This is a genomic window from Roseivirga sp. AWQ4_251, from assembly GCF_056158225.1.
This window is the reverse complement of the sequence record NZ_JBSWSW010000001.1, coordinates 1,352,778-1,378,724: the sequence shown is the minus strand read 5'-3', so window position 1 is coordinate 1,378,724 and position 25,947 is coordinate 1,352,778. Positions and strand designations below refer to the sequence as shown.

At 39.3% G+C, this 25,947-nt stretch carries 25 protein-coding genes; 10 read left to right on the top strand and 15 right to left on the bottom strand.

Annotated elements, in window-relative coordinates:
* Positions 1–9: 9 nt before the first annotated feature.
* The 7 genes from ACXACJ_RS06160 to ACXACJ_RS06130 form a co-directional block, all read right to left on the bottom strand.
* Positions 10–1,380, bottom strand: coding sequence for a DUF5723 family protein (locus ACXACJ_RS06160; RefSeq protein WP_475133429.1), 1,371 nt, complete (start codon positions 1,378–1,380; stop codon positions 10–12).
* A 7-nt stretch (positions 1,381–1,387) separates the two neighbouring features.
* Positions 1,388–3,019, bottom strand: a complete 1,632-nt coding sequence (locus ACXACJ_RS06155; protein WP_475133428.1) for a hypothetical protein — start codon at positions 3,017–3,019, stop codon at positions 1,388–1,390.
* 31 nt (positions 3,020–3,050) lie between these two features.
* Positions 3,051–3,239: a PspC domain-containing protein gene (locus ACXACJ_RS06150; protein ID WP_475133427.1), complete on the bottom strand. Its 189-nt coding sequence runs from the start codon at positions 3,237–3,239 to the stop codon at positions 3,051–3,053.
* Between the two features lie 23 nt (positions 3,240–3,262).
* Positions 3,263–4,264: an endonuclease/exonuclease/phosphatase family protein gene (locus ACXACJ_RS06145; protein ID WP_475133426.1), complete on the bottom strand. Its 1,002-nt coding sequence runs from the start codon at positions 4,262–4,264 to the stop codon at positions 3,263–3,265.
* 115 nt (positions 4,265–4,379) lie between these two features.
* On the bottom strand, positions 4,380–4,706 hold the full coding sequence (locus tag ACXACJ_RS06140; protein ID WP_475133425.1) for an ABC transporter permease: 327 nt from the start codon (positions 4,704–4,706) through the stop codon (positions 4,380–4,382).
* Entirely contained in the window at positions 4,603–6,795 is a 2,193-nt protein-coding gene (locus ACXACJ_RS06135) for an ABC transporter permease (protein ID WP_475133424.1), read from the bottom strand. The genes ACXACJ_RS06140 and ACXACJ_RS06135 overlap by 104 nt, the downstream gene beginning before the upstream one ends.
* Positions 6,796–6,885: 90 nt before the next feature.
* Positions 6,886–7,989, bottom strand: coding sequence for an alanine racemase (locus ACXACJ_RS06130; protein WP_475133422.1), 1,104 nt, complete (start codon positions 7,987–7,989; stop codon positions 6,886–6,888).
* A gap of 38 nt (positions 7,990–8,027) precedes the next feature.
* Between ACXACJ_RS06130 and ACXACJ_RS06125 the strand changes: the two genes are divergently transcribed.
* The 3 genes from ACXACJ_RS06125 (at position 8,028) to ACXACJ_RS06115 (ending at position 12,357) form a co-directional block, all read left to right on the top strand.
* A complete protein-coding gene (locus ACXACJ_RS06125; RefSeq protein WP_475133421.1) occupies positions 8,028–8,873 on the top strand; it encodes a DUF4349 domain-containing protein in 846 nt (281 codons plus the stop codon).
* 176 nt (positions 8,874–9,049) lie between these two features.
* Positions 9,050–10,963, top strand: a complete 1,914-nt coding sequence (locus ACXACJ_RS06120; protein WP_475133419.1) for a M14 family metallopeptidase — start codon at positions 9,050–9,052, stop codon at positions 10,961–10,963.
* Between the two features lie 2 nt (positions 10,964–10,965).
* Positions 10,966–12,357: a high affinity choline transporter 1 gene (locus ACXACJ_RS06115; RefSeq protein ID WP_475133418.1), complete on the top strand. Its 1,392-nt coding sequence runs from the start codon at positions 10,966–10,968 to the stop codon at positions 12,355–12,357.
* Here ACXACJ_RS06115 and ACXACJ_RS06110 read toward each other — a convergent pair.
* Together ACXACJ_RS06110 and ACXACJ_RS06105 are read right to left on the bottom strand one after the other, a co-directional pair.
* The gene (locus tag ACXACJ_RS06110) at positions 12,344–14,125 is read right to left on the bottom strand and encodes an FG-GAP-like repeat-containing protein (protein ID WP_475133417.1); all 1,782 of its coding nucleotides are present in this window, start codon (positions 14,123–14,125) and stop codon (positions 12,344–12,346) included. The two genes, ACXACJ_RS06115 and ACXACJ_RS06110, sit on opposite strands and share 14 nt — an antisense overlap.
* Before the next feature lie 108 nt (positions 14,126–14,233).
* A complete protein-coding gene (locus ACXACJ_RS06105) occupies positions 14,234–14,710 on the bottom strand; it encodes a DUF456 domain-containing protein (RefSeq protein WP_475133415.1) in 477 nt (158 codons plus the stop codon).
* A gap of 52 nt (positions 14,711–14,762) precedes the next feature.
* Between ACXACJ_RS06105 and ACXACJ_RS06100 the strand changes: the two genes are divergently transcribed.
* Both ACXACJ_RS06100 and ACXACJ_RS06095 read left to right on the top strand, forming a co-directional pair.
* A complete protein-coding gene (locus ACXACJ_RS06100; RefSeq protein WP_475133414.1) occupies positions 14,763–15,284 on the top strand; it encodes a hypothetical protein in 522 nt (173 codons plus the stop codon).
* Between the two features lie 104 nt (positions 15,285–15,388).
* The gene (locus tag ACXACJ_RS06095; protein WP_475133413.1) at positions 15,389–15,961 is read left to right on the top strand and encodes a Crp/Fnr family transcriptional regulator; all 573 of its coding nucleotides are present in this window, start codon (positions 15,389–15,391) and stop codon (positions 15,959–15,961) included.
* Here ACXACJ_RS06095 and ACXACJ_RS06090 read toward each other — a convergent pair.
* The 4 genes from ACXACJ_RS06090 to ACXACJ_RS06075 form a co-directional block, all read right to left on the bottom strand.
* Positions 15,945–16,901 carry an NAD(P)-dependent alcohol dehydrogenase gene (locus ACXACJ_RS06090; protein WP_475133412.1) on the bottom strand — a complete coding sequence of 319 codons (957 nt, stop codon included), beginning with the start codon at positions 16,899–16,901 and terminating at the stop codon, positions 15,945–15,947. The genes ACXACJ_RS06095 and ACXACJ_RS06090 overlap by 17 nt on opposite strands.
* Positions 16,902–16,981: 80 nt before the next feature.
* Positions 16,982–17,434, bottom strand: coding sequence for an N-acetyltransferase family protein (locus ACXACJ_RS06085; RefSeq protein WP_475133410.1), 453 nt, complete (start codon positions 17,432–17,434; stop codon positions 16,982–16,984).
* On the bottom strand, positions 17,424–18,122 hold the full coding sequence (locus tag ACXACJ_RS06080) for a DUF4386 domain-containing protein (RefSeq protein WP_475133409.1): 699 nt from the start codon (positions 18,120–18,122) through the stop codon (positions 17,424–17,426). The genes ACXACJ_RS06085 and ACXACJ_RS06080 overlap by 11 nt, the downstream gene beginning before the upstream one ends.
* A 162-nt stretch (positions 18,123–18,284) precedes the next feature.
* Positions 18,285–18,686 carry a DUF4399 domain-containing protein gene (locus tag ACXACJ_RS06075; protein WP_475133408.1) on the bottom strand — a complete coding sequence of 134 codons (402 nt, stop codon included), beginning with the start codon at positions 18,684–18,686 and terminating at the stop codon, positions 18,285–18,287.
* Between the two features lie 198 nt (positions 18,687–18,884).
* Between ACXACJ_RS06075 and ACXACJ_RS06070 the strand changes: the two genes are divergently transcribed.
* The gene (locus ACXACJ_RS06070) at positions 18,885–19,493 is read left to right on the top strand and encodes a TlpA family protein disulfide reductase (RefSeq protein WP_475133407.1); all 609 of its coding nucleotides are present in this window, start codon (positions 18,885–18,887) and stop codon (positions 19,491–19,493) included.
* 10 nt (positions 19,494–19,503) lie between these two features.
* On the opposite strand, the gene ACXACJ_RS06065 is transcribed toward ACXACJ_RS06070, so the two are convergent.
* Complete coding sequence (locus tag ACXACJ_RS06065; protein ID WP_475133406.1) at positions 19,504–20,919, bottom strand: alanine/glycine:cation symporter family protein; 1,416 nt, start codon at positions 20,917–20,919, stop codon at positions 19,504–19,506.
* A 170-nt stretch (positions 20,920–21,089) separates the two neighbouring features.
* Between ACXACJ_RS06065 and ACXACJ_RS06060 the strand changes: the two genes are divergently transcribed.
* Positions 21,090–21,728 (top strand): hypothetical protein, encoded by a 639-nt coding sequence (locus ACXACJ_RS06060; protein WP_475133405.1) that lies wholly within the window; start codon positions 21,090–21,092, stop codon positions 21,726–21,728.
* Here the strand turns inward: ACXACJ_RS06060 and ACXACJ_RS06055 are convergent.
* Complete coding sequence (locus ACXACJ_RS06055; protein WP_475133404.1) at positions 21,725–22,318, bottom strand: HD domain-containing protein; 594 nt, start codon at positions 22,316–22,318, stop codon at positions 21,725–21,727. The two genes, ACXACJ_RS06060 and ACXACJ_RS06055, sit on opposite strands and share 4 nt — an antisense overlap.
* Before the next feature lie 77 nt (positions 22,319–22,395).
* Here ACXACJ_RS06055 and ACXACJ_RS06050 point away from each other — a divergent pair, with 77 nt between their 5' ends.
* The 3 genes from ACXACJ_RS06050 (at position 22,396) to ACXACJ_RS06040 (ending at position 25,852) form a co-directional block, all read left to right on the top strand.
* Positions 22,396–22,971, top strand: coding sequence for a Crp/Fnr family transcriptional regulator (locus ACXACJ_RS06050; protein ID WP_475133403.1), 576 nt, complete (start codon positions 22,396–22,398; stop codon positions 22,969–22,971).
* Positions 22,972–23,091: 120 nt separating this feature from the next.
* Entirely contained in the window at positions 23,092–25,020 is a 1,929-nt protein-coding gene (locus tag ACXACJ_RS06045; protein WP_475133402.1) for an NAD(P)/FAD-dependent oxidoreductase, read from the top strand.
* A gap of 55 nt (positions 25,021–25,075) precedes the next feature.
* Positions 25,076–25,852, top strand: coding sequence for a tRNA pseudouridine synthase A (locus ACXACJ_RS06040; protein ID WP_475133401.1), 777 nt, complete (start codon positions 25,076–25,078; stop codon positions 25,850–25,852).
* Positions 25,853–25,947: the final 95 nt, after the last annotated feature.

Sequence of the window (25,947 nt, the reverse complement as noted above, 5' to 3'; positions counted from 1 at the left end):
AATCTTTGATTACAGTTCATCCAAATCAACTATTTCGGATTTCACTTTCCATTTTTTATAACCGAACATTAGGTTGAAACCAAATCTCATATCGAATTTGGAATACTGCTCTGGTTTATTCCCTACCAAAATATTATCCATAGCTACGTAAAGTTGCACAGGACCTATATCTGTGGCCAAGTTCGCTCCTACATTCAATTCATTGTTTGCTCCTCTGTAACTTGTCACTAAACCCGCAGTAAAATTGTTTACAGAATGATTGAAAGCCAATGCATAATCAGGTTTAAATTCTTGAAAAACCGAGTTATTAAAGGCCATAACGGTCAATCTATTTTTGGGGCTCAAGTAGAAAGCAGCCGACAAATAAGTCTTTGTAGGTAAACTGCGACTAAAGCCAATCTGAGACTCGCCAGATCTTAATTTGTTTTGAACACTATCTTTAAAAGCATTAGAAGAATCTTCTAAACCTCTCAACTGAACACCTGAAATTGTAACGGTCGTGTCAGCAGAATAATAGTTTCGCACTTGTTCAACCCAATTGATGGTTCCGATGTCATTCATCGAGCCCTCAAGGGTAAGCCATTTGTTCACTTTAAACTTAGCTCCAAAATCAAAAGCCACAGTGCGATTATCATTATTCATAGCATATTTGGTCAAAGCATTATCAGCGTAGTTGTCGCTATTGAATATGTAATCTAAACCTGCCGTGTTTACTTTCGCATTCTGAAGAGTAATGCGCCATGAATAATCCGTAGGATCAGTATACAAGGTCCCTGTCGCATTCTTTTCAGTAGAAGCATGAAAAAGCCCAGTTACGAGCTTAACCCTTCCTCCTACCGTTAACCTTTTCTCTAAAAAGGTTCTTGCATGACCAATTCCAATTTCTTGATAAGAATTAGCTACCACTTGAGAATTCTCCAGATTGATTTCTCCACCAATTCGGTTTGAATTACCATTGGCCAAAAATTCCATCAAATCTTTATTGTATCGGATATCAATGGTGGTTCTAACATTGGCAAACAAGCTGTAAGCCCCATTTTTCGTTTTAATCCCGAAATATGCCAAGTTCGAAGTGAGGTCTGAGTTGATCGTATTCAACTCCGAAGAAGCAGCCAACAAAACGTTGAAGTCTATTTTGAAATTGACATCACCTTGCTGTTTAGACAAGATATCTTCAAGTCTGTATTGAGAGCGAGTTAAGATTCCAGCATTCGCACCAGGAATAGCGGCAGTAAATGAATTCTTAGGTATAAATGCGGGCTGTAAGCTTTGGGTTTGAGGAACCATTTCCCTCAATTGGTAAAACGAAAAATAAGCTTGGCCAAAAGAGCTAATCGTTGCTACAACCAATAAAGCTACTGTGAGTAAAATTCTTTTCATAACCGTATTAGTTTCCGCTTGTTTTTAAATCAACATCAGCTTGAATAGCCAGCTTAATCTTCAGCTCGTAGTCTTCGAAAAACTTGACAATATCTCCAGCATCGGCATTTGTAGAAGAAAGGCTAGAAATCAAATCAATATTGGTAGCCTTCTGAAGTAGTTTGACATCCTCCTCACTGAAGCTGATATCGACTGTCTTTATAGATGGCTCTACAATTCGGCCATCACTGCCCACTGTGGCGCCATCAAAATAGGCTCTCTCATTTACCACCAGTACATCTTCACCGTCATCATCTTTGAAAACCATTTGAATGTCTCCTCCAAGAGGCAACGAATTCTCAGAAACCAACCTCATGGTCATTTTGGTTGCATTTTCTAAGTCTTCTCCAAAATCAAAACTTACATTTTGGGTAGAAACCAACTGATTGATATTTACAATCAAAGGAAGCTCAAGTAATACCGAGGCGTTCAATTCGCTATTCTCAGTTACGAAGTTGTATTGCTGTGGTGCTTCATCAGGATTTGAAACCGACTTAACTTCCAAAATTACTTTTGATGGTTTGGAGCTTACCAGTTCTGCCACATTCGAATTCGTTTTATCCAAAACAAAACTCTTTGTAAGCGTGCCTCCAATATCATTGATTTCTGGGCCATCCACTATTACTGTCGAATTTGCCGCAGCCCCTTCTAAAGGAATAATCTGACCTTTTTGTGTTACCGCAGCAATATTGCTGAAGTTCATTCCAACGGGAAAACCAAAGCTATTTTCAAACACAAAGCTGAATCTTGGAGAATCGAAAATCAAGTCTCCGTCCTTAAACGAATCGAAAAAATTAAGATTCATCAACTGAAAATTGATATCTATTTCTCTCTGCCCAACATCACCATAAACCAAATCATAATCTGCATCAACAATAGCAAACGAGAAGTTTACGCCATCCTCAGCTGATATCTGAGAATTCTCATTTACATGAACCACGTATGAAAGCTCTACGACAATGTTGTTTCTAGTCGCTGAACCATCAGCCATTTTCGAAAAATCACCTTTGTATTGAGAAAGAGCTTTTGTAATGGATTCACTCGGTGATGAAGACGTTAATGTTCCCGTAAGAACTACAGGTTGATTACTAGATTTATCGATCAATGACTTAATAGTCATTTCATAATCTATTGGAGCACTAAAATCAGAGTTAACAGTAACGACTAAATTTCCACCAATGAAGTTGATACTATCATATTCCTCATTTTCAGTAGGTTTTAATGGGAAATTAAATTTTTCGTTCTTGCTTTCATCTTTGGTGAAGCCAGGATTATCATACACCAATCCGCCTTGCAAACTTTCATTAAAATTTTGATTAATCAAGGAAAGGAAACTTCTTGCTTTTTGAGATTGCAATTGTTGCTCGTAAGTTAGCAGAACAATATTGTTATCATCAGTTCCAATCTCCACTCCGGAATTACTGATCTCGGAAAACAATTCGCTTACAGAATAGGAAATTTCTCCGATTGGAATGGCCAAAGATGGGTTCCATGTAAATTCACTAAGTTCAGCATCAGCGAAGTAGTCAAGATTACAACTCGCTGTCAGAATCGCCACCAGACTAAACAAGGCAACGTTCTTAGCTATTTTTTTTGTCATTTTCGGTTGTTTATAATTTTTAGAGACAAACTCAGTTTTCTGGCATAACTATCCACAGAATAATGTACACTATCAATCCCGAAAAAGCGGTAAAAATAGTGAGCAAAACGTAGAGAATCCTTACTACGGAGACGTCCCATCCGAACCACTCTGCTAGGCCAGCACACACGCCTCCAAGCATTCGATCGGATGATCTTTTCAACTTTTTTTCAGTACTCATGATTTTGGGAAATTATCTGTAATTTAATCACTTACAGAATAATAACCTACTACAGGAAAATGGTCAGAATAATCTATGTGCTTTAAAGTGCTAAATTTATGAACTTTAATTTTACCTCTAAAAAATTGATTATCAATGCGTAAAAAAGGTATTTTACCATTATATGTAAAACCAAAACCGCTCCCTGCTTTTTCAAAAGCGTTATCAAAATATCGGGAAAGTTTAAAATAATTGTAACTGTAGGGAATATCGTTGAAGTCTCCTGCTACTATCACGGGATATGGGCTTTCTTCTATATGCTTAATGAGATCATTAATTTGCTTGGCACGAGATACTGACCCATTTTCTATTTTGTGCCTCACAATATCATAGTTTTCTTCAATCTTTTCTTGATCCATCATTTGGTCGACATTAATAGCCATCGACTCTAAATGGACATTGTAAACTCTTATGGTATCTCTGTTAATCTTAAGATCTACGAAAAGAATATTGTTGGTTGATTTACTCTCGTAAAATGCGCCTTTGTTTATAATTGGATATTTTGAAAAAATGGAAAGTGCATTTTTATAAGCTCCCGCAAAAACATTGTACTCTCCCTTCTTCGCTATTTCTTTGGCTATCTCAGGAGTGTAAAAGAATTCTTGAAAGCATTTTATATCTGCAGTTTCATTGGCCATCCACTTGACCATTTCCGGTCTAACCTCAGTGCCTTTTTTACGCATCAGCATCACATTGTAATTCATTACAGAAAAATTACTTTGATCGACTGAAGTCTTATGGAATACAAGTGTGGACTTTATAAACGGAAAGCCGATAAGAACCAGAATAAATGGGAGCAATGCTTTCTTAGGTTTTTTGAAAACCAAAATCAGCACTAGAGCAATGTTCAACAATAAAAAAAACGGAATGCCAAAAGACATTAAGCCCGAATACTTAAAAGTTACAGGAGAAACCCAAACGCTGGCATAAGCCATTAAGGTCAACACAGTCCAAATAAGAATAGGAAGTTTGGCAATACTTTTCATTCTCTCCTGCAATACAAGTTGCTATTCTAACACTTTTGCAGCGAACTTCTTGTATCTATTATACAAAAAAAGCAGTCCGATACACGAACTGCTTCTTTGTGAAGGCTTTATGATCTTACTCGCTTCTTAAAGCTTTAACTGGGTTAGCTCTTGCCACCTTTATGGACTGATAGCTCATGGTTAAAAACGCGATAACAAAAGCTGTTAAACCTGCTAAAAGGAATAGGAACATATTAATCGGAGGTCTATAGGTGAAATCCTGCAAATACCAATTCACACCTGCATAACCCAATGCTGAAGCCACTACAAAAGCCACTAAAACCAGAATAGAAACTTCCTTAGACATAAGGTATACCAATTGAGGAAGTGAGGCCCCCAATACCTTTCTGATACCGACTTCTTTGGTCTTTCTTTGAGCAGTAAATGCAGCTAAACCAAACAATCCTAAACAGGCAATCACTATTGCCAAACCAGCGAATACAGCTGAAAATTTCTCCCAAACGAGACTCAGCGGTGTACATATTATCGAAGCGATCGTCCAAAAATGAATATTCAAAAGGTTGACCTGGTGCCAATTCCTCCCATTTTGATCTTACTTCGTTTATAATTTGAGCGTAATTATCGGAATTGAGTTTAGCGCCCATATAACCCGTAGTATTTCCCAATCGCATAATTACGGGAGCGATTTCTGCCTTGAGCGATTCAAAATTGAAATCTTCAATAATTCCGACCACATTATAGCTATCTAAAATCTGATCATCATCCTCAAACGTTCCAATTATGGCTCCGTCTACTTCTTCAATACCAAATAGGCGCGCGGCCGTTTCGTTAATTACCATTGCGGTTGAATCAGTCGCAAATGTCTTATCAAAGAATCTGCCTTGCTTCAAATTCATCCCAAAAACATCCAAATAATCGTAATCTACTCTCCAGTTTTGCATTACCATCCCTCTTTCTTGGTCTTTAATAGCATCTGGAAAAAACACTGTAGAAGAACGAGAACTACTGGTAGGAAGAAAACTAGAAAAACCTGCTGCTTCAACTTGAGGAATGTTGGAAACGCTGGTTTTAAAAGCCTGTGTATTATCGCCAAGCATATAGGCGTTGTTCACAATCAGAACTCTATCTCTATCAAATCCTAATTTCCTATTCTGAATATAGCTTAACTGATTTGAAATACTGAAAGTAGCTATGATGAGTAAAATAGATACAAAGAACTGAAAACCGACCAACAGTTTTCGTAATCCCCCGGATTTAGAACCCAACGAAATATTCCCTTTTAAAACCTTAGCCGGAGCGAAAGCAGAAAGGAAAAATGCAGGGTAAAGTCCTGCTAAAAAGCCTACAACTACGGAACCAATGGCAACAAATGGCAAATTTGTAGCAAAGTCTACGTTCATGGCTCTATCGGCAAAATCGCTAAAGTAAGGAATGGCGATTACAGCCAAGGCCAAGCCTAAAAGACCAGAAATGAAAGTAATAAGAATTGATTCTGAAATAAACTGGCCTATCAACTGACTTCTGAAAGAGCCCAAGACTTTTCTTACTCCAACTTCCTTCGCTCTGTTTGCAGAACGAGCTGTAGAAAGGTTCATGAAATTGATGCAAGCCAATACCAAAATAAATGTGGCAATGGCCGTGAAAATATAAACGTAGGTAATGTCTCCTTCTGGTTCGAAGCCCCCATAATTATCAGACCAGAGATGAATTTCATCAAGAGGTTGCAAAAAGTATTTAAATCTGTTGCCAGCTTCTTCAAACTGATCAAAAGACATATCCAAATATCTAGAAAGCTCCGCTCCCATTTTATCGACAGCGATTGCATTCATTTTATCCGTAACTTGCTCTATATCAGCATTAGGATTCAAAACCATATAGGTTTCATAGTTTTGGCTTAGCCACTCCTGATTTTCGTACTGATCCTTTCGAGTAATGAATGACAGAATGAAATCGAACCTGAAATGTGTATTATCTGGGATGTCTTCATAAACCCCAGAAACCACAAAATCTTCTCTATTATCAAGTTTTAAGATTTTGCCAACTGGATCTTCATCTCCAAAATACTTTTTGGCCATGGTTTGATTGAGAACCAATTGATTTGGCTCAGACAAAACTTTGTCGGCCGTTCCTGATAAAAGATTGATTGAGAAAACATCGAAAAAGGTGGGATCAGCAAAGACTAAATTGTCTTCAGTAAATACATTCTCCCCATACTTCACAATCCAGTCCCCTGTATTTCTAAATCTTATAATTTCTTCAATTTCAGGAATTTGAGACTTAAAAGTAGGCCCTGCAGGTGCAGGATTTTGAACTCCAGTAAACTCACGTCCATTGAATCTTCCTTCAACCACTACGCGATAAATGTTTTCCTTATTCTGAAAATGACCATCGAAACTCAATTCGTAGTTCACGTAAGTCATTATCAAAACCACGCAAGAAATTCCGATGGCTAAGCCAGAAATATTGAGAACAGAAAAAAACTTGTCTCGCCAAAGACTGCGAAACGCAATTTTGAGGTAATTTTTAATCATAATGTTGTCGTTTTGAGTTGTTTTGACCGAACACTCTATCCATGTGTTCAGCAAGTAGACGACCGCATTATGCAATAGGTTGCCTCGGGTTTAAAAATTTTCCAAATGCAAAATTTCTTCTCCTTTAAAGGTTACGTACTTTTTCATAAGATTGGCAGTTAAGCACGAATGAATCGGCAAAACGCCAATAACATCGCCAACCTCTAGGGTTTCATAAATTTCGGGTTCGGCTTTCAGAATGCCATGTTCTTGAGAAAGTGAAGTCAATCTGATGCCTTCAATAATAGGCGACCAGCCTTCTTCTTCTAAAATCACAACTTCTCCGAAAAACTTATGCTCATTTTCATCAAACAAATGATCTTTCGAAAAATGAACAGCACCACCATGAATCACGATTTCCTTTCTATCCTCATTTTTAGCAACAATTGGGCAAGCCATGGCCACAGCAATGTCGGTTTCGTTGCAAACATCTAGGTAATTCATCACCAAATCGTAGAAAACAAAATTGCCAGGGCCAATCTCATCCACACCTGGCATTTCCTCCACAAGGGTGCAACCAGGAGTATCGCCCACTCTAACTTTAATCACTGGAAACTCAGAAATCAGATTTGCTTTCACTTTTGCCATTTTGGTTAGAGTAGAAGCCCATATTTCACGAATTCCCTCAACCGAATCGGCATGGTAAGTATTTCCTGAATGGCAGTATAGGCCATATAAATCCGTTTTCTCCCCTTCTTTAATCGTGTTCGCTAAAGCTGAAATCCTTGATAAATCATCGGTAACAATACCTGATCTTCCATAACCAGCATCCAGCTCAATAAAAACGTTCACCTTTCCACTTAACTGTTCATTAAGTGCTGAAACTACCTTTTCTTCTACCACAAAAAGATAGAGCTCAACACCTTCTTCAATTAATCTATTGGCTACGGGGATTTCTAAAATATTGAAAGGAAAAGCAATGGTTATCTTCTTCCAGCCCAAGCTCGCAAAGAACTCCGCCATTTTCACAGAAGAAACCGTAATCGCATCAATCCCAAATGGCTTGAACCACTCGCCTACCTCTTTGCTCTGATGAGTCTTAAAATGCGGAACCAATTTAACTCCCAGCTTATCAGCTTTTTGAGCCATCTTTTCAATATTTCTTTTGCATTGAGCTTCGTTCAAAAGCAAGGTTGGTCTGGAAATTGCAATCATGTGGTGGAGTTTAAAATTACCCTTAAATGAATTTAGCCATGAAGAAACTATATTTCTTTCTTTTCTCCATATTAATTCTGAGTGCTTGTGAGCCCGGTGGAAATGGAGGTATACCTGCAGAACCTTCTGCTGATTTTAGTCCTCAAAATGAAGCCGTTGAAATGGCAACCGATGGATTTGTGGGCAGAAAAATGATGAGCACCCAAGCCGGAAATTTCAACAATGAAATTCAGGATCAAAAAATAATCACTACTGGAAATTTGAATTTGGAGGTGAAGGATATCGAAGATTTCGAAAAATCAATTCCTGAATTATTGAAAAAATATGGCGCTCATATTACCAACCAAAGCAGCAACGATAATGATCAGCGTTTAGAAGCCAATTATACCATTAGAGTTCCAGCGAAAAATTTCGATCAGCTTTTTAAAGGGCTACAACCATTGGCGAAAAAAATCGCATTTCAATCTCAAAATCAACAAGATGTAACCGAGCAATATATCGACTTGGAAACAAGGTTGAAAAACCGAAAAGCGTTGGAAGATCGTTATAGAGAATTGCTCAAAAAGGCAACTGACATTAACGACATAATGAATATTGAGCGTCAGCTGAATCAAGTGAGATCGGAAATAGAATCTCAAGAAGGAAGATTGAAATATTTGAACGATCAGATTGACATGAGCACCATTCACCTAAACGCATATGAGGTGAAACCATATGTATATGAGCCAGAAGAACAAGACAATTTTGGGCAGCGAATTCTGAATTCACTTGCCAACGGATGGCATGGTTTCGTAGGAGGCATTATCTGGTTAATCAGCCTTTGGCCATTACTAATCGTATTCTTCTTAATCGTATTTGCCTTTAAGAAGAAATCAAAAAAATAAGACAAACTACATGTCCACTCTCGCCTCAGAGTCACCGAATTTTGGTCGATTCTGAGGTATTTATTTTTATAAATAGTCTTCTTTTTAAAATCCGCTTACATAATTCTGCCATAAAAAGGTGTTTGGTGATAGGAAACAATGCTTAAATTCCATTCCGAAAATCAACCACAATTACTATGAACAGAATTTTTTTATTGTCACTTCTACTACTCTGTAGCTTGAGTTTGGCCGCCCAAGTAAGGCAGCTAAATCCAGTAACTTGGCCAGAATCTGACAAAGACACCACCATGTATACCGTAAAGGGAGAAAGACACGGCATCAGCTTTTTTAAGCAGTACAGACATCCCGAAGTTCAATACGAACCCATGAAACAGCTTACATTCGACACTTATCACACAGTGGATGTAATGTATTATTGGTATAAGCTTTGGGCCGAAAAATATCCAAACCTTATTGATTTGTATCAGGTCGGCACCAGCTTTGAAGGTCGCCCAATATTACAAATGACGCTCACCAATAAGGAAACGGGCAAAGACACCGACAAGCCAGCCGCTTATTTTGAAGGAGGAAGACACAGCGGGGAAATTACAAGTAGTGAATCCATTTTATGGCTTACTCAGCATTTATTAGAAAGTTATGGCTCCGATCCCGCCATTACTAAACTTATTGATACCAAAGCCATCTACTTGCGTCCACAAAATAACCCTGATGGTTCAAACCTCTATTTACATACAGCCCAAAGAAATCGATCTACAGTAAAGCCTCATGACAACGATCGTGATGGTTTATTAGATGAAGATGACGAAGAAGATTTGGATGGTGATGGAATAATGTACCAAATCCGAAGAAAGGCCAAGAAAGGCGAAGAAGGAACTCACACGATAGATGAACGCGATCCGAAAGGTAGACTGATGAAACGTGTTTCTAGTGGCGGTGATTGGTTTGTCTATTCTGAAGGCATTGATAATGACGGAGATGGTAGATTTAATGAAGATGGAATCGGTGGCTTAGACCTTCACAGAAACTATTTGGAAAACTGGCGCCCCGATACTGGCGGAGATGCAACTGGCCGTGGATATACGCAAAATGGAGCTGGTGAATTCCCGTTGTCAGAAGCAGAATCACGTTCTATTGTAATGTGGATGTTGTCACACTCCAACATTTCCGTGGCAAACTCAATGGACACCCGTGTACCCATGCACTTGCGTGCTCCATCAACTTCAAAAAGTGAGGAACGCATGTATCCTGAAGATTTAGAACTTTATAAAAAATACGACAGCGTTGGCCTTTCCATTACCGGATATCCTTGGGCTGGCGATGTTTACGAAACTTATGCCACTCGCTATAAAGTAAACCCTTCTACAGGCGATCCATTGAAGCCAAGCCCCTTGTTCGGCCATGGGCCAGATTTTGGGTATTTCTACTTCGGAGCTATTTGGTATGGTGATGAGCTATGGAACAATGGCGCCATGAAAGATTATGATAACAATGGCATTTATGATGATTATGATGGCTTAAGATGGGACGATGAAGAAAATGGCGGAAGAGGCTTTAAAGAATGGGAACCTTTCGAACACCCAACACTCGGAAAAGTAGAAATTGGTGGATTTCATCCTAAATTCTTTGGGCAGAATGGCCCTCCTTGGCAGTTAGAAAATTGGGCTAAAAAACAGGCGCTTTTCAATCTAGCAATGGCTATGGATTTACCTCAAATTCAATTGGATGATGTGAGTGTAGCCAAAAAGAACAGAAATACATACTCGGTAACGGTTACCTACAGTAACACAGGCAATTTACCTACTGCACTACTCCAAGCTCAATTGGTTAAAATTGTTCGCGAAGATCGTGTTCAGCTTCAGTTTGATTCAAAATTGATCAAAGGAGAAAAAGATGCACAAGTTCAAATTTTGACACCCACCCTGCACGACAAAACTTTGTATATGGACAGAACTCTTCCAGGAGAAGTTAAAAAAGCTGTTTTTGAGGTTCAGTTTAATAAAATTAAAGGAGCAAAAGCGAAGGTGAAAATTCTCTCAACACGAGGAGGGTACATTGAAAAAGAAATTACAATTGGCGAAATAGAAGATTAACCTTGTTAGCCACTTACATTTTAATCTACCTAGGAATAACCTTAGCCATAGGTCTGTTTTCATCGAAGTATGTGAAACGATCTAATGATTTTATACTTGCAGGACGAAGGCTGCCGCTTTTTATGGCGGCCTCTGCCCTGTTTGCCACTTGGTTTGGTTCTGAGACTATTTTGGGTGCTTCTACAGAATTCGTGAACCACGGATTCCTAGGCGTGATTGAAGACCCTTTTGGGGCTGCTCTTTGCCTTTTCCTAATCGGTATTTTCTTTGCCAAGCCTCTTTATAAAATGGGCATCAACACTTTTGGCGATTTCTATAGAATCAAATTCGGCAAACGTGTAGAATTTATTGCAGGCATTTGTTTGGTGCTTTCCTATTTTGGCTGGATTGCCGCTCAATTGGTAGCCCTGGGCATAATGGGCGAATTGGTTCTGGGTGTTCCGCTCAAAGTTGGCATTTTCTTAGGCGCTGCTATTGTGTTGTTATACACAGTTTCTGGAGGATTGTGGGCGGTGGCCATTACGGACAGTATACAAACCATTATGATCGTGATAGGTTTGGTTTTTATCTCTATCAGTCTGACTCAAAAAACCGATGGCCTCGCTCCTGTTCTTGAAAATGTACCTGAACATTTCTATCGTTTTGTACCCGAGGCCAACTTAAGTCAAATACTAACATATTTTGCCGCTTGGATTACAATCGGTTTAGGTTCCATTCCTCAGCAAGATGTATTTCAAAGGGTGATGGCCGCTAAAAGCTCCAAAGTGGCTGTTCAAAGCGCACATTTAGGAGGCTTCATGTATTTAACCATTGGCCTTTTGCCTTTATATATTGGCCTATGTGCCAACTATTTAAATCCAGGGTATACCCAACAAGCCGAAAGTGAATCCATTTTACCTCAAATCGTTATGATGCACACTGGGTTGGGCATTCAAGTGCTGTTTTTCGGAGCACTTATTTCCGCCATATTAAGTACTACAAGCGGAGCCATTTTAGCCCCAGCAACCATTTTGAGCGAAAACCTGATAAAACCGCTTTTCAAAAATGGCCTTACCGACAAAAAAGAACTGATGTTGGTAAGACTTTCCATTATAGCGATTACGTTGATTTCTATTGCCTTTGCATTTAATGAAGGGAATATTTATGATTTGGTGGCTTCTTCATCAATACTCAGTTTGGTCAGCTTATTTGTGCCTTTGATTGCAGGCTTATATGCTAAAAGAGTGAACGAAGCTGGAGCAATTGGCTCTATGATTTTGGGCTTAGTCGGTTGGCTAATTGCCGATCAGTTTGAATGGGTTGTCCCTTCTTTGATCACGGGTTTAATAGCTTCATGGTTGGGCTGGGTGATTTTCTCGCGATCCTTCTTTCAGAACAAGTTCAATGAGATTTGATCAGCTTCAAAGTCTCGTTAAAATATTTGCCTTTCACGTTTATGAAATAGAAACCAGATTCAACCTGCGCTGAATTTTTATCGGTTCCATTCCATGAAATCAAATGAGTTCCTTCGGAGAATACTCCTTGGTGTAGACTTTTTACTGCCTTTCCTTCAGCATTCATTACAGAAATTTCAATGGGCTGAGTTTGTTTCAAATTCAACTCAAATTGAAAACTATCATGAAAAGGGTTTGAACTCAAAATATCAATATAGTTCGAAATTTGAGGTTCATTCAAATGCAGTGAAGTAACAATGTTCTCTTCACCCAACAAGTGTATCGATTGATAATCAAGCTGTCCCAAACTTTCTCCTTCAATAATTTTGTAAGCTTTATCGGGTTTAATCTGGGTGAAAACTTCCTCTTTACCATTCGGCCATGTTACTTTCAATTCTTCCACTTCGGTCAAATCACCCAATCCAAAGTGAATCATATGGCTATCATCGGCAGCCCAACTTCCTCCAGAAGTAATAACTCGGCTGAAAGTTTTTCCTTTAGAATGAAGCAGAACCTTGGCACCAATGGCAGAACGATTGCTTTCTGATCCTTGTAATTTAAGACGGAGCCAATGATTTTGATTTTCTTCAGCATTGATAAAGAGCTGAGCCACATCGGTTTTGCCTTGGTTTGAAATGAGAATATCAGGTTTTCCATCGCGGTTAATATCTCCGATTGAAGTACCATAAGTGGCTCCATTACTCGCCAAATCTGAATCTTGACCAACTCTGGTGAAAGTTTCATCTCCGTTATTCTTGAAAAGTGCATTTGAATAAGCCGAATAATCAGAATCATTGGCAATGTATAAATCTAACAAGCCATCATTGTTATAGTCTAGCCAGCTTACACCCCAGCCCATTCCTTCATCTTCTATGCCCGCTTTATCGCTGACTTCTGAAAAAGTGCCATCTCCGTTATTTTTAAATAAATCGTTGTGATAAAGATTGGTCAAATAAAGATCGGGCCAACCATCATTGTTAAAATCGCCAACGGCAACACCCATCGCCTGGCTCTTGGTTTGTAAACCAACCTTCTCGGAAACTTCGGTAAAGTGACCTGTTCCATCATTTTCAAAAAATAGATTCCCAGAACCATCATGGGTGGCATAAACATCTAAGTCATTATCCAAATCATAATCGATGAAAACCGTGCCCATACTGAGCCTCAGCCCATATAAACCACATTCCGATGTAGAGTCTTGAAAAGTGCCATCGCCTTGGTTGATCAACAAATGATTGTCGCCAGTCATGACCAAAACATAAAGATCCAGCCAACCGTCATTGTTTACATCACCCCAAATAGCTCCAATGGTTAAGCCTGTGATTCTTGTTTCTGTGGCTGAAGTAACTTCTTCAAAAGTTCCATTTCCTTTATTCCGATAGAGCCTATTGGGTTCATCAGCGCTCGTGGCCAAATAAAAATCTTCCCAGCCATCATTATCATAATCGGCCCAAGTAGCAAAACTCGATGCACCTATAAAGGCCACTTTAGCCTCGTTTCCCACTTCCTGAAAAGTGCCATCTCCCATATTCTGAAAAAGGCAATTGTTCCTCCCCTTTCTAGTGATGAACAAATCTTCAAAACCATCATTATTAAAATCGACAATGGCAGCACCACGGGAAAAAGGAACATCTACATCCAAGTTTTTTCCTAGATCGAAAAAACGAACTTCTTGCCCTTTGATGGGAAAACAGGATATAACGAGCAGAAAAAGAATTAACCCTCTCATATGTAGCACAATGGAGACAAATACTCCTCAGTGATAAAAATAGAAGTTAATTCATTTCAGTGAAATGCAAACGTTTGCTAAATCGAGAAAAATGTATTCAAAACCGCTTTAGAATAAATGAATAATGAAGTAATAGGCCATCACAAAACAGGCAATAAACTTTAATAAGGTACCTGCCAAAAAACCAATAAAAGAGCCCAATGCCGACTTCATGGCTTTATTCGTATCCTGACCTGCACTCATTTCGCCAACAAAAGCGCCAATCAAAGGCCCTAGAATGATTCCAAAGGGTGGAAAGAAAAACATGCCTATCACTAAACCGATGGTACTACCCCAAACACCACGTTTTGTACCTCCAAACTTTTTTGTTCCGTAAATGGGTACCACATAATCCAACACGGTTACACCTGCCGCTATCAAACCTAAAGTCCAAAGTAAATCATCAGAAAACGAAACTCTGTCCGTCCAATGGAGTAACAGAATACCTAAAAAACTAATGGGCGGCCCAGGCAAAATCGGAAGAATGCATCCTGCTATTCCTACTAAGGTGCAGACCATTCCTAAAATGATTAATACAATATCCATGGTGTGTAAAGGATGATATTTAAAGATGACTAAATTTGATTGAACAGAAAAAATGGACTTCAGAAAAGAACTTCTTGCCCACCGTTCCAAAGAACATACGGCCATGCTTGTTAATTATATTGATAATCAGCAGGAACGGTTCGATGCGCTGATGAATGTGTTTTTATCTGAAGATCAACTGTTGTCGCAAAGAGCCGCATGGGTATTGGGAGATGTTGGAAGAAAGTATCCAAAACTTGTTCAGAAGCATTTAGCCACGCTTGTCCAAAATTTGAAAAAAACGGAAAATCATGATGCCATCAAGCGAAATACCGTTCGAATTTTACAGGAAATCGATATTCCAGAAACGCTTTGGGGTGAAACAGCCGATATTTGCTTCAACTTCTTGGCTTCTAAAAATGAAGCTATCGCGGTAAAATGCTTTTCAATGACGGTGCTTTTTAACATTGTAAAGCACATTCCTGAATTAAAGGAAGAACTCAAAATTCTAATAGAAGATCAATTGCCCTACGCCTCAGCAGGTTTTAAGTCAAGAGGTAAAAAGACTTTGGCGCAACTGGCTAAACTAGACTAACTTTTACTGTACACATTAGACGCCTCCTACACTGCTAATATCAACCTAGGTTTGTTTTAAATGGAAGATATATTGAAATTCAAGCAAACATTTTTCTCTTAAACATGAAAAGCTCTTCACTTTTTGAAATTCCACTCACCCCAGAAGAAGCCCAATTTATTGATGATTGTATTCCGATTAAAACCTATAAAAAAGGAACCATACTATTGCGCGAAGGAGAAATTTCGAAAGAAGCTTATTTTAATCTGAAGGGTTTGGTAAGGCAATATTATCTGGTCGATGGAGAGGAAAAAACCACCTACTTTTACACTGAAGGTGAAGCCGTAGCCTCGCTCATTAGCTACAATAACAAAACACCGGCTCCACATTATTTTGAATGTTTAGAGGAAACAACACTTACGGTTCTCACATATGAGAAGGAAAAGGAATTGATCGCGAAAGTACCGGCTTTCGAGTCGCTTTGCAGAGTGAGTGTTGAAAATGACTTTGGCAAAAGCCAGCAAATTCTTTCTGATTTTATCACCAAAAGCCCTGAAGAACGCTATCTCAATTTGATGGAAACCCGGCCAGAATTGCTCAACAGAGTTCCTCAATATCATTTGGCTAGTTATTTAGGTATTAAACCAGAATCGTTAAGCAGAATAAGAAAAAGAGTTGCCCTTAAGCAATCACATTGATCACCACATTGCCGCTCTTATGGCCTTTTTCCACGTAGGCATGCGCCTTTTGAATCTCACTTAAGGCATATTCACAGTCAATGGTAGGTTTCAACTGACCTTGAGCCATCATATCCTGAATTTGGTTTAAGTCGCTAAGGCTTGGTTTCGATATTCCCAAAAACAGTTTTCTTTTTCCTTTGAAGAAATTCATTCCTTGAAAGTAATCGCTAGGGTCAGCAGCACAGCTCAAATAGACTCCTTTTTCTTTTAATAAATGCTTACATGCTGAAAAAGAAGTTTTACCTACTGTGCTGAAAATTACATCGAACTTTTCGTTGAGTTCTCTAAAATCTTCTTCCTTGTAATCAATAACTTTTTCCGCACCTAAAGACTTCACCAACTCCACATTTTTTGTACTGCAAACGCCTGTTACCAGTGCTCCCAAATGATGAGCCATCTGTACAGCAGCCGTCCCCACTGATCCCGAAGCTCCATGAATTAGTATTTTTGTTCCTTCCGAAATCGTTGTTTGCCTCAAAAAATAAAGCGCGGTTAAAGAACCAATTGGACCCGCAGCAGCTTCCTGAAAACTCAAGTTTTCTGGCATAATTTCAATGTTTGCATCCTCAGGAACCGCTTTAAATTCAGCATAGGTTCCAGGGTCAAATCCGGTAGAGCCAAAAATCTTATCACCCACTTTAAAGCGCGTAACTCGGCTGCCTACCTCCACAATTTCGCCTGATAGTTCGTAGCCTAAAATTGGCTTTTTAGGTTTGATAAGACCTGCCACAGCCCGAATTATGAAAGGTTCAGCTTTTCTCATGCGCCAGTCGCCAGCGGTTACAGAAGTTGCATGAATCTTCACCAAAACTTCATTTTCTTTCGGAACAGGGTTTTCCACTTCTTCCAATTTAAGTACTTCAGGACCACCGTATTTGCGATAAACAATTGCTTTCATGTTGTTTTGATTTTTGACATTTCAAAAGTAGTCGCCCCAATTTTGAAAGTCATTGACTTAAGTCAAGATTGAAAAAAATATTAAAAATGCATTTTCATGCCTTCATGAGTTGCTCTGAACCCAAGGTTTTCGTAAAAATGGATAGCTTCTGGTCTGAGCTTATCCGTAGTTAACTGTAACAAATGAGCCCCTTTCTTTTTTGCTCTATCAATTGCCCACTTGAACATGATACTGCCTAATCCCTGTCCTCTATACGTTTTATCGATTCTCACAGCTTCAATTTGAGCTCTTACTCCACCTTGATAAGTAAGATATTGAAGAAAACTCAATTGCATAGTGCCTAAAATTTGGCCATTCTCCCCTTCCAAAACAATCAGTTCTTGATTTTCATCTTCAGCAATCTTCTGGAAAGCGAGCAAGTAACTGTTAGGCAGAGGAAGTTGAAATGCTTCTCTCTTTTGCCCAAGTTCATCATCGGCCAGCAAGGCTACAATCGTTTCTAAATCGGCTAGTTTGGCTTCTCTAAACTTCATATGAAAAAGATTCTCGAAAATTTCTTTTCAAGAGTAAAGTAAAACATAGTGACAATTCGGCTAGCACTGCAGGAATTACCACAACCATTGCCAAAATTTCGGCATACTCAGGAGCTAAGAAATTACCGAAACTCTCAATCAAATAGGTTAGTCCTGCCACAGCTAAAAATACACCTAACCATTTAGAGAATAAAGAAGAACGGTAAATCAATATTCCTAATAGAACACAGTGAATGCCAAATAATGAGCCTGCAATAAGATAACCATGCTTATGGAGGTCGAAAAAGAAGCCGACCAAAACCTGAATTTGTTCTTGAGAAAAAGCTTCAAAATTAGATTGACTTACCAGAAGTACTGGTGCCAAATGATTCAATAAATTCATTGTACCAATAGCAGGGTGAGCCAACAAACGAAATGCGGCAGCTGTCATGGACAAGGTTTTATTGACTGGTTTTAACAGCTGATATAGGATAATGGAAACCGCAACATCGCAAGAAAAAGCAATCAAATCGAAAAGGAAACCAAGCCTGAATAAGCCTTGATTTTCTTGCAGATTATGAAACGTTTCAACGGCATTATTAGGGTTAATAAGCGATTCACGGACATAGCCTTCGGCAAAACCAGCCGTGATAAAAATGACCAAATAGAGCCAACCAGCCCATCGGAATTGTGATTTCAAGTTTTTCATAGTTGTTGTTCTTTTGAGTTTTTTTGACCTTTCAGAAGCAAAACTACAAACCACCTTAGCCTCAATTCATTGACTTTAGTTAAGAAAACAAGGGCATAAAAAAATGCCTTAAAACGAGCAACTCTGTACTCGCCTTAAGGCATTTTCAATAGGTTGAAAATCTTAGTCTTTCACAGTAACAGTAATGGTTTTGCTCCATTCTTCACCATAAGATTGGTGAAGGCCATTTGCAAACTGTAAAGTGATAGTGTGTTTACCTGGGCTTAAAGTCAATTCAGTTTCTGTTTGACCTTTTCCGTAGTGAATATGTGTTTCATCGGCAGGTACAACCGTAGCAGCAGGCACATAACTACCGTCTACTACAATATGATGGTGACCTTTACCTTTATGAACTTCGCCAGCAGGTTCAACTTCCATTCCGTTCACACCCATTTCAACCTTAAAAGTGCGTCCAACTTCATCTCCATCCTTAAGATTTTTGAAGTAAACACCTTCTGAAGAGCCACAAGCATAAACGGTAAGCAATACCAATAGCGTTAAAAGTAATCCTGATATACGTTTCATTATTTCTGAATTTAATAATTAGAATGGTTCTAAATAATAGCTCGGCAAAAGTACCAAACTCTGAACGCTATGCAAGTTGAAACAGTTCTAAGAAAGCACAAATAAGGTTCAACGGAAGCATATTTTCATTACTAGTAAAAAACTCCTAGTTTTCGTTAGGTTTGAAACCATTCCAGTTAGGCATTTGTATTGAAAAAGATGAGCGAGAAACAGAAAAAGAAAGGACCTTCGAAACGGGATATTATTGAATTGGCGATCATTATTGTGGTTTTCCTTGTCATTTATATCACGGGTGCCCAAGCTGAAGTCTTTGGAAAAGTGCAGCAAGTGGTTCTTAAAACTGGTGTCATGAATGCCGGAACTTTGAAAGAAGAAGAATTCATTGATGCCGATTACAATTTCTCGTTGGTAGATGCTGAGGGCAATCATCTTGATATGAATTCCTTAAAAGGAAAAACCATTTTCATCAACATGTGGGCTACTTGGTGTGCGCCTTGTGTTGCAGAAATGCCGAGCATCAACAAACTCTACAATAAAATTGAGAATAAGGAAGATATCGTTTTTGTGATGATTTCTTACGATAAAGAAATGAGTCGTGCCCGAGGTTGGGTAAAAAGAAAGGGATTTGATTTCCCGGTTTATCAACTTACTTCTGATTTGCCTCAAGTGTACGAAACAGGCGTAATTCCTTCAACCTTTGTGATTTCACCCAATGAAAAAATCGTAGTTCGCAAAACTGGAATGGCTAATTACGACAGTAAAAGGTTTCGGAAATTTTTGAATCGCTTAGCCGAAAAAGGAAAGTAAAAGGGAGTTCTTAATCGAACTCCCCAGCTTTATATCTTCTGAAATAATCCTTGGCAGCGTTCATAGCTTTGGGAGCTAGAATAAGCGCTGAAACCATAGTTGGAATAGCCATCAAGGCGAATCCGCTATCGATCAAACTCACAACAAAGCCTAAAGAAGCCACCGCCCCTACCACAATGGTAGCAATGTAGATGTAGTTATAGTATTGCCCGTTTTTCGCACCAAACATAAACGACATACTTTTCACTCCATAGTAAGAATAAGAAAGCAAAGTGGATACAGCAAACACCAAAATACAAAGGCCTAGCAAATAGCCCCCTACACCCGGAATGGCGGTATTAAAAGCTTCCAATGTTAAAGTAACGCCCAAAAGCCCAGTATCTTCAGCGCCAACATATTGTTCGTAAACGCCTGTTCCTAAAATCACCAAAGCGGTTAAAGTACAAACCAAAATTGTATCGATGGCAGGCCCCAACATAGCCACTAACCCTTCACGCACGGGTTCATCGGTTTTTGTATCGCCATGCACCATAGGCGCAGTACCAATTCCCGCTTCGTTAGAAAATGCAGCGCGTTTAGCTCCAGTTATAATAACGGCACCAATTCCTCCACCTAAAATGGCGCTTCCCGTAAAGGCTTCATCGAAAATCGAAGCAAAAATGGAAGGAATTTCAGATACGTTTTGTAAAAGAATGTAAACCACCAACACAAAATAAAGCACAACCATAGAAGGCACTAACTTTGACGCTACCTTACTGATTTTCTTGATTCCACCGAAAATTACAAGCGACACGAGCAGCATAAGCGTGATTCCTGTCACTAAGGAAGAAATGCTAACTGAAGCATCGAATACCTGGAAAGAAGCAGTGGTATCATAACCGATTGAAGGCCCCAAAACAGCATTTAAAGCGGCTGTCAATTGATTCGCTTGAAAAATAGGCAAGGCACCAACAAGTGTTACAATACAGAAGAAGACCGCCATAGGTCTCCATTTTTGCCCTAAGCCTTCAGTAATCACATACATTGGGCCGCCTCTCACTTCTCCTTCGCTATCTTTTCCACGATACATTACGGCAAGCGTACAAGTGAAAAACTTAGTGGCCATTCCGAAGAAAGCAGAAATCCACATCCAGAAAATTGCTCCTGGACCACCCATGGTTATGGCTACTGCCACTCCACTGATATTCCCCATACCCACGGTAGCAGCAATGGCAGTAGAAAGTGCCTCGTAGTGCGTAATTTGGCCAACCTCGTCCTTTTTATCATATTTTCCCCGCAACACATTAATGGCGTGCAGCAAATATTTAAACGGTAAAAAACGAGAGTAAATCAAGAAGATAAATCCTCCTCCCATTACTAAGATTAAGAGAGGAATTCCCCAAATCCAACCACTGAAACCCGAAACGGCATCTTCAATAAAACCCAAAGCAGAGAAAATTTTAGTTAAACCCCTATATTAATTCAATCCCCGTAACGGTACAAGAAGTAAGATGTTTTTGTATTCGGTAAGCCAGTTGACCAACTCTTGAAGAAGCTAAAACTTGCATGGTTGAAAACTAAAACTTACATTCAACTAAATTTTTAGTCAATATTCTTATGAAGCACCGTTTAGCTATTCTTTCCCTTTCTGCCCTCTCTTTACTTTTGATTGCTCAAACCCTTTTACCTTTTTCTCTCAAACTTTCAAAAGCCTATAATGATGAAGAGTTTAATGTTGAAGAAGAGATTCAGCTATTTAGCAAAGCTTTGTTGGAAGCGAGCGTATTGGATTCTGCTGACCTGAAGGATGCCAGTGCCATTTATGATAAGCTCCAGGCCGAACTACCTTACGCCAAACCAGAACACTACGGAATCAAAAAATATATAGATGAAAGGGCACTTGCCGAGATCAAAAAAGACAAATCCATACTTAAGGCCAATGAAACTGATCAGGCTCGTATCGCCCTTTTCACCTATTACCAGCTTTTCTCAGAAAAATATTGTGAGTTCAACCTTCAAGTAAAAGAAGATAGAACCGTAAATTTCAATAATGAACATTTGCCCATTGCTAGCTTTGAATCGGTTTTGTTCGAAGCCATCCAAAATAGAATCCAGAACAATGTATCCGTAGAAAATGCTGTAATGGTAATTTCAGCCGACCCTTATACAGATACTGACTTTCTAAGCTTCATTCAGAAAAAACTCAGAGAACTTAGCTTAAGAAAAATCAAATATACCAAAACCGTGAAACGCTAGAGCTTTCTCACCTCTCCCTTTTCAACACTCTCTTCAATCAAGGTTTGGGCGAAATCCCAGATTGCGGAAGAACCTTTACCTATTTTGCTTAATTTCTGAATAACCTCTTCAAAACTGACATCAAATTCAGCCCAGGTTCCTCCTTTATTCGATGTGTTTTGCAACACTGGCTCAAACCTATCTAGAGCTTTTGCAAATCGGGCTTCAGGAGTTTCTCCTTCTTCAAACTCCTTCCAAATAGCAATCATTTCCTCTTTTTGATCATCGGGGAGGATTCCGAAAATCCTTTCCGCAGCCAAAAGCTCTTCCTCAGAATTATCATGACTTTTCTGCTGATCGAATAAAAATGTATCGCCAGCATCTATTTCAACAATATCATGAATGAGCAACATTTTAATCACCTTAAGCTGATTAAAACTCGCATCGGCATGTTCGGAAAGCACCAAAACCATCATGGCCAAATGCCAGCTGTGTTCAGCATCGTTTTCGTGTCTATCGCTATTAATCAAGCGCGTTTTACGCTTTATATACTTCAGTTTATCGATTTCCTTAATGAATTCAATTTGTCGTATCAGTCTTTCGGAAGTCATGCTTTTGATTAATCTGTTAAATTGCGACAAAGAAACAGCTAAGGATTGAATCAGTAAAGGACATTTGTCCCAAAGCGATGATAAGAAGCAACCCAGAACTTTTAAACTATATTAAAAACTTAGCTGAACACGCACCTGAAAATGGGCTAATCCGAAGTCATATTTCTGCAGGAGAAATAATTTTGGCTCCTCAACAGCAAGTTTTCAATGCCTTTATTATTGAAACTGGATTGGCGAAATGCTATTTGGTTGAAGACAATGGCAATGACTTTATTCAGGAATTTTTTGCCGAAGGGGCATTATTCGGAGAAATAGAATTGATCAACGATCACCCGGCTTTCTCCTATATTCAGGCCATAACGGAAATGGAAATTTACCAGATTTCGAAGCCTATTTTCCAAGAAACACTTAAAAGTGATTCCACATTCAATCAATTGATTTTAAAAGCTTTAGCCACCAAAGTTCACTACAAGGCCATCCGGCATTCCTTTCATCAATCTCACCCGATTGAAGCTAATTTATTAAGGTTGAATCAAGAGCTACCTAATTTCTTCAACTTGATTAGCAAACCAGACATTGCAAGTTATTTAGGGATTACCTTAAGAAGTTTGAATCGGGCTTTGAGCACTCTGAAGTCGAAAGGGCAACTTTGATAAGTTTGCCTTGAGCTTTATCAATAATCCCAACCACCCATAAATTTCTCCCCGCTCACAACTTTCTTATTCCCTAAATTCCCATTCTACCTTAAACAAATTTGCTAGAACTCACTTGCTATGAAGAAAAAACCGTCTGACGAATCCTTAGGTCTGAATCAAAAGATCACCCGAAGGGACTTTGTAAACTCAACGCTGATTGGCGTTGGCGGCACATTATTAGGAGCTGCTGCCCCGCTGTCCTTTTTAGGATGTGAAAGTGCCAAATCAAATCCCATTGAAAAAGACGCTTGGACGGGCTACGGAGCCGTGGGTGATTATGCAAACGCTTCAGGAAACACGCGTTCAGTTATGGAAGCTGCTCATAAAATTCGAGATGGTGTTTATGCCAATCCTGATCTGAAAATAAAAGATACAGGCGAAGTTTATGACATGGTGGTTGTAGGCGGAGGCATGAGTGGTTTAGGCGCAGCCCATTACTTCAAAAAAAATACTGCGGAAAATCAGAAGTGTTTGATTCTAGAAAACCATCCCATTTTTGGCGGAGAAGCTAAGCGAAACGAGTTCGATGTAAACGGAATTCGGCTGATGGGGCCGCAAGGTTCCAACGATTTTGGCGTGCCAGCAAAAGGCACAGGTTCTATAACCGACCAACTTTTTGATGAACTAAAAATCCCAAGGGAGTTCGAATACCAAACTTGGAGTCCAGACTTAAAACCCTTAGAATTCGGTTTAGACAATTACGCTCATATGACGGGCGTAGCAGAATCGAAAGTAGATATCGGCTATTTTTTTAAGGAAGGTCAAAATGTATCTTCTAACCAATGGTTCAACAATATTTGGAGAGATGACTTGGCCAATGCGCCATTTTCAGAAGATGTTAAAAAGGATTTGTTAGCCTGGAGATATCACCGTGGTGATAGAAGAGGTTTGGAATATGCCAAATTTCTGGATTCGATGACTTACAAAGATCTTTTGGAGAAAGAGCTCAAGTTTTCTTCCCAAGTAACAGAATACACTGCTCCTGTCATTGGGCTAATTAATGGTGCTGGCCCTGATGTAATTTCGGCTTATGCGGCTTCTCAAATTGGTATGCCAGGCACAGGTAGGTCGAGAGGCAAAAATGCTTCGTTACCGCTTTCTTTCCCGGGAGGAAACACTGCCTTTGCTCGTTTCTTCGTGAAAGATTTGATCCCAGGTTCTATCGAAGGCAATCACACTTTTGAAGATATCACCAATCAGTCAGTGAACTTTGCGGCCTTAGACAACGAAAGCAATAAGGTAAGAATGAGAGTTGGCGCTACCGTTTTGAGCGTTCAACATGAAGGAAATCCTGATTCATCGGAATTTGTAAACATACTTTACGAACAAAACGGAACCGTTTACAAAGTGAAAGCCCGAACAGCTGTAATGGCTTCAGGAGGGTGGATCAATAAGCATATCATTCGTGATTTACCTTCAGATATCAAAACCGCTTACGATGAATTCACCTATGCGCCTGCACTAATCGCCAATGTTGCTTTAACCAACTGGCGCTTTATGTATAAGCTAGGGATTACAGCAGCTCAATGGTTTGGCGATGGATTTGGTTTTTCATGCAATATCCGAAAGTCGATGGTTATCGGAGACTACAACCCTCCGCTTCACCCCGATCAACCTGCTGTTCTTACTTTCTATATGGGTGTGAATAACCCAGGAATGCCATTGGCACAGCAAAACATGGCGGCAAGAGCAAAAATATTCAGTACCAGCTTCTTTGATTATGAAAAGCAATTAAGAACCCAAATGCTGGAACAGTTTGGAGCGGCTGGCTTCAATCCAGAAAAGGATATTGCAGGAATTACTTTGAACCGTTGGGGCCATGCCAGAATTACTCAACCACCAGGTTTCTACTTCGGAAAAGATGGAAATCCTTCTCCGAGAGAAGTAGTAAGCAAAGGCTTTGGTAGGGTAATCATTGGCCATTCTGAATTAAATGGGCACCAAAGCTGGACAGGCGGTGTAAGCCAAGGATATAGAGCAGCCAAAGAAGCCTTAGAAAAGATTTAATACAATAGATTAAAGAAATGGTTTGGGTAAAAGGGCTTCTGCCTAAATTTACAGCATGAAAGCGAAGTTCTTTTACCTGATCCGTATTCAGTATCTTGGTTATCGTTTCCATGGCTGGGCCAAGCAACCTCAGGTAAAAACAGTTCATCATATGGTGGATAGAACCCTGACCTTTGTCTTTGGCCACAACAATTTTAAAACCTTGGGAAGCAGTAGAACCGATGCCAAAGTATCGGCTAATGAATTTGCGCTAGAGTTATTTACCGAAGAGCCTATCCAAGAAAATTTTCTTCAAGAATTCGATCTTAACTTACCAGCTGACATCAGTGCTCTATCAGTAAAAGAAGTTGACAAAAGCTTCAACATCATAAAATCACCCCGCACAAAGGAATACATCTATTTATTCTCTTTTGGAGAAAAAGCTCATCCTTTCTGCGCTCCTTTGATCACTACAGTTCCTACAGTTTTAGATTTAGAGTTGATGAAAAAGGGAGCCAAACTTTTTGAAGGTTTTCATGATTTTACCGCGTATTGCAAACAACCAAATGAGAAAACGCAAACCCAAAGAGAAGTGCTTTTCTCCAGAATAGAGCCCAATGAGCAATACGAGGCAAACTTCTTCCCTAAACAAACTTATCTGCTTAGAATAAAAGCGAAAGGTTTTTTACGACATCAAATCAGAAAAATCATGGGACAATTGCTGCTCTTAGGCGAAGGCAAAACTACTTTGGAAGAAATTGAACTGACTCTGAAAAATGAGCATACCTCCGATGTTTTTTACGTTGCGCCTGCCTCTGGCCTCATTTTGAATAAAATTGAATACGAAGATTAACATTCTCCAATCATCCAAGCTTTGAGCCAAGCCTATAACCGCAGGGCTTTCCATACAAAAGTTGTGCTTTAAAAGCGGGATAATTTTACTTTTGG

What these genes read in the sequence shown, in the direction of transcription:
- ACXACJ_RS06160 (WP_475133429.1), bottom strand. Translation starts at nt 1,380, where the DNA reads ATGAAAAGAATTTTACTCACAGTAGCTTTATTGGTTGTAGCAACGATT.
- ACXACJ_RS06155 (WP_475133428.1), bottom strand. Translation starts at nt 3,019, where the DNA reads ATGACAAAAAAAATAGCTAAGAACGTTGCCTTGTTTAGTCTGGTGGCG.
- ACXACJ_RS06150 (WP_475133427.1), bottom strand. Translation starts at nt 3,239, where the DNA reads ATGAGTACTGAAAAAAAGTTGAAAAGATCATCCGATCGAATGCTTGGA.
- ACXACJ_RS06145 (WP_475133426.1), bottom strand. Translation starts at nt 4,264, where the DNA reads ATGAAAAGTATTGCCAAACTTCCTATTCTTATTTGGACTGTGTTGACC.
- ACXACJ_RS06135 (WP_475133424.1), bottom strand. Translation starts at nt 6,795, where the DNA reads ATGATTAAAAATTACCTCAAAATTGCGTTTCGCAGTCTTTGGCGAGAC.
- ACXACJ_RS06130 (WP_475133422.1), bottom strand. Translation starts at nt 7,989, where the DNA reads ATGATTGCAATTTCCAGACCAACCTTGCTTTTGAACGAAGCTCAATGC.
- ACXACJ_RS06125 (WP_475133421.1), top strand. Translation starts at nt 8,028, where the DNA reads ATGAAGAAACTATATTTCTTTCTTTTCTCCATATTAATTCTGAGTGCT.
- ACXACJ_RS06120 (WP_475133419.1), top strand. Translation starts at nt 9,050, where the DNA reads ATGAACAGAATTTTTTTATTGTCACTTCTACTACTCTGTAGCTTGAGT.
- ACXACJ_RS06110 (WP_475133417.1), bottom strand. Translation starts at nt 14,125, where the DNA reads ATGAGAGGGTTAATTCTTTTTCTGCTCGTTATATCCTGTTTTCCCATC.
- ACXACJ_RS06105 (WP_475133415.1), bottom strand. Translation starts at nt 14,710, where the DNA reads ATGGATATTGTATTAATCATTTTAGGAATGGTCTGCACCTTAGTAGGA.
- ACXACJ_RS06100 (WP_475133414.1), top strand. Translation starts at nt 14,763, where the DNA reads ATGGACTTCAGAAAAGAACTTCTTGCCCACCGTTCCAAAGAACATACG.
- ACXACJ_RS06095 (WP_475133413.1), top strand. Translation starts at nt 15,389, where the DNA reads ATGAAAAGCTCTTCACTTTTTGAAATTCCACTCACCCCAGAAGAAGCC.
- ACXACJ_RS06090 (WP_475133412.1), bottom strand. Translation starts at nt 16,901, where the DNA reads ATGAAAGCAATTGTTTATCGCAAATACGGTGGTCCTGAAGTACTTAAA.
- ACXACJ_RS06085 (WP_475133410.1), bottom strand. Translation starts at nt 17,434, where the DNA reads ATGAAGTTTAGAGAAGCCAAACTAGCCGATTTAGAAACGATTGTAGCC.
- ACXACJ_RS06080 (WP_475133409.1), bottom strand. Translation starts at nt 18,122, where the DNA reads ATGAAAAACTTGAAATCACAATTCCGATGGGCTGGTTGGCTCTATTTG.
- ACXACJ_RS06075 (WP_475133408.1), bottom strand. Translation starts at nt 18,686, where the DNA reads ATGAAACGTATATCAGGATTACTTTTAACGCTATTGGTATTGCTTACC.
- ACXACJ_RS06070 (WP_475133407.1), top strand. Translation starts at nt 18,885, where the DNA reads ATGAGCGAGAAACAGAAAAAGAAAGGACCTTCGAAACGGGATATTATT.
- ACXACJ_RS06060 (WP_475133405.1), top strand. Translation starts at nt 21,090, where the DNA reads ATGAAGCACCGTTTAGCTATTCTTTCCCTTTCTGCCCTCTCTTTACTT.
- ACXACJ_RS06055 (WP_475133404.1), bottom strand. Translation starts at nt 22,318, where the DNA reads ATGACTTCCGAAAGACTGATACGACAAATTGAATTCATTAAGGAAATC.
- ACXACJ_RS06050 (WP_475133403.1), top strand. Translation starts at nt 22,396, where the DNA reads ATGATAAGAAGCAACCCAGAACTTTTAAACTATATTAAAAACTTAGCT.
- ACXACJ_RS06045 (WP_475133402.1), top strand. Translation starts at nt 23,092, where the DNA reads ATGAAGAAAAAACCGTCTGACGAATCCTTAGGTCTGAATCAAAAGATC.
- ACXACJ_RS06040 (WP_475133401.1), top strand. Translation starts at nt 25,076, where the DNA reads ATGAAAGCGAAGTTCTTTTACCTGATCCGTATTCAGTATCTTGGTTAT.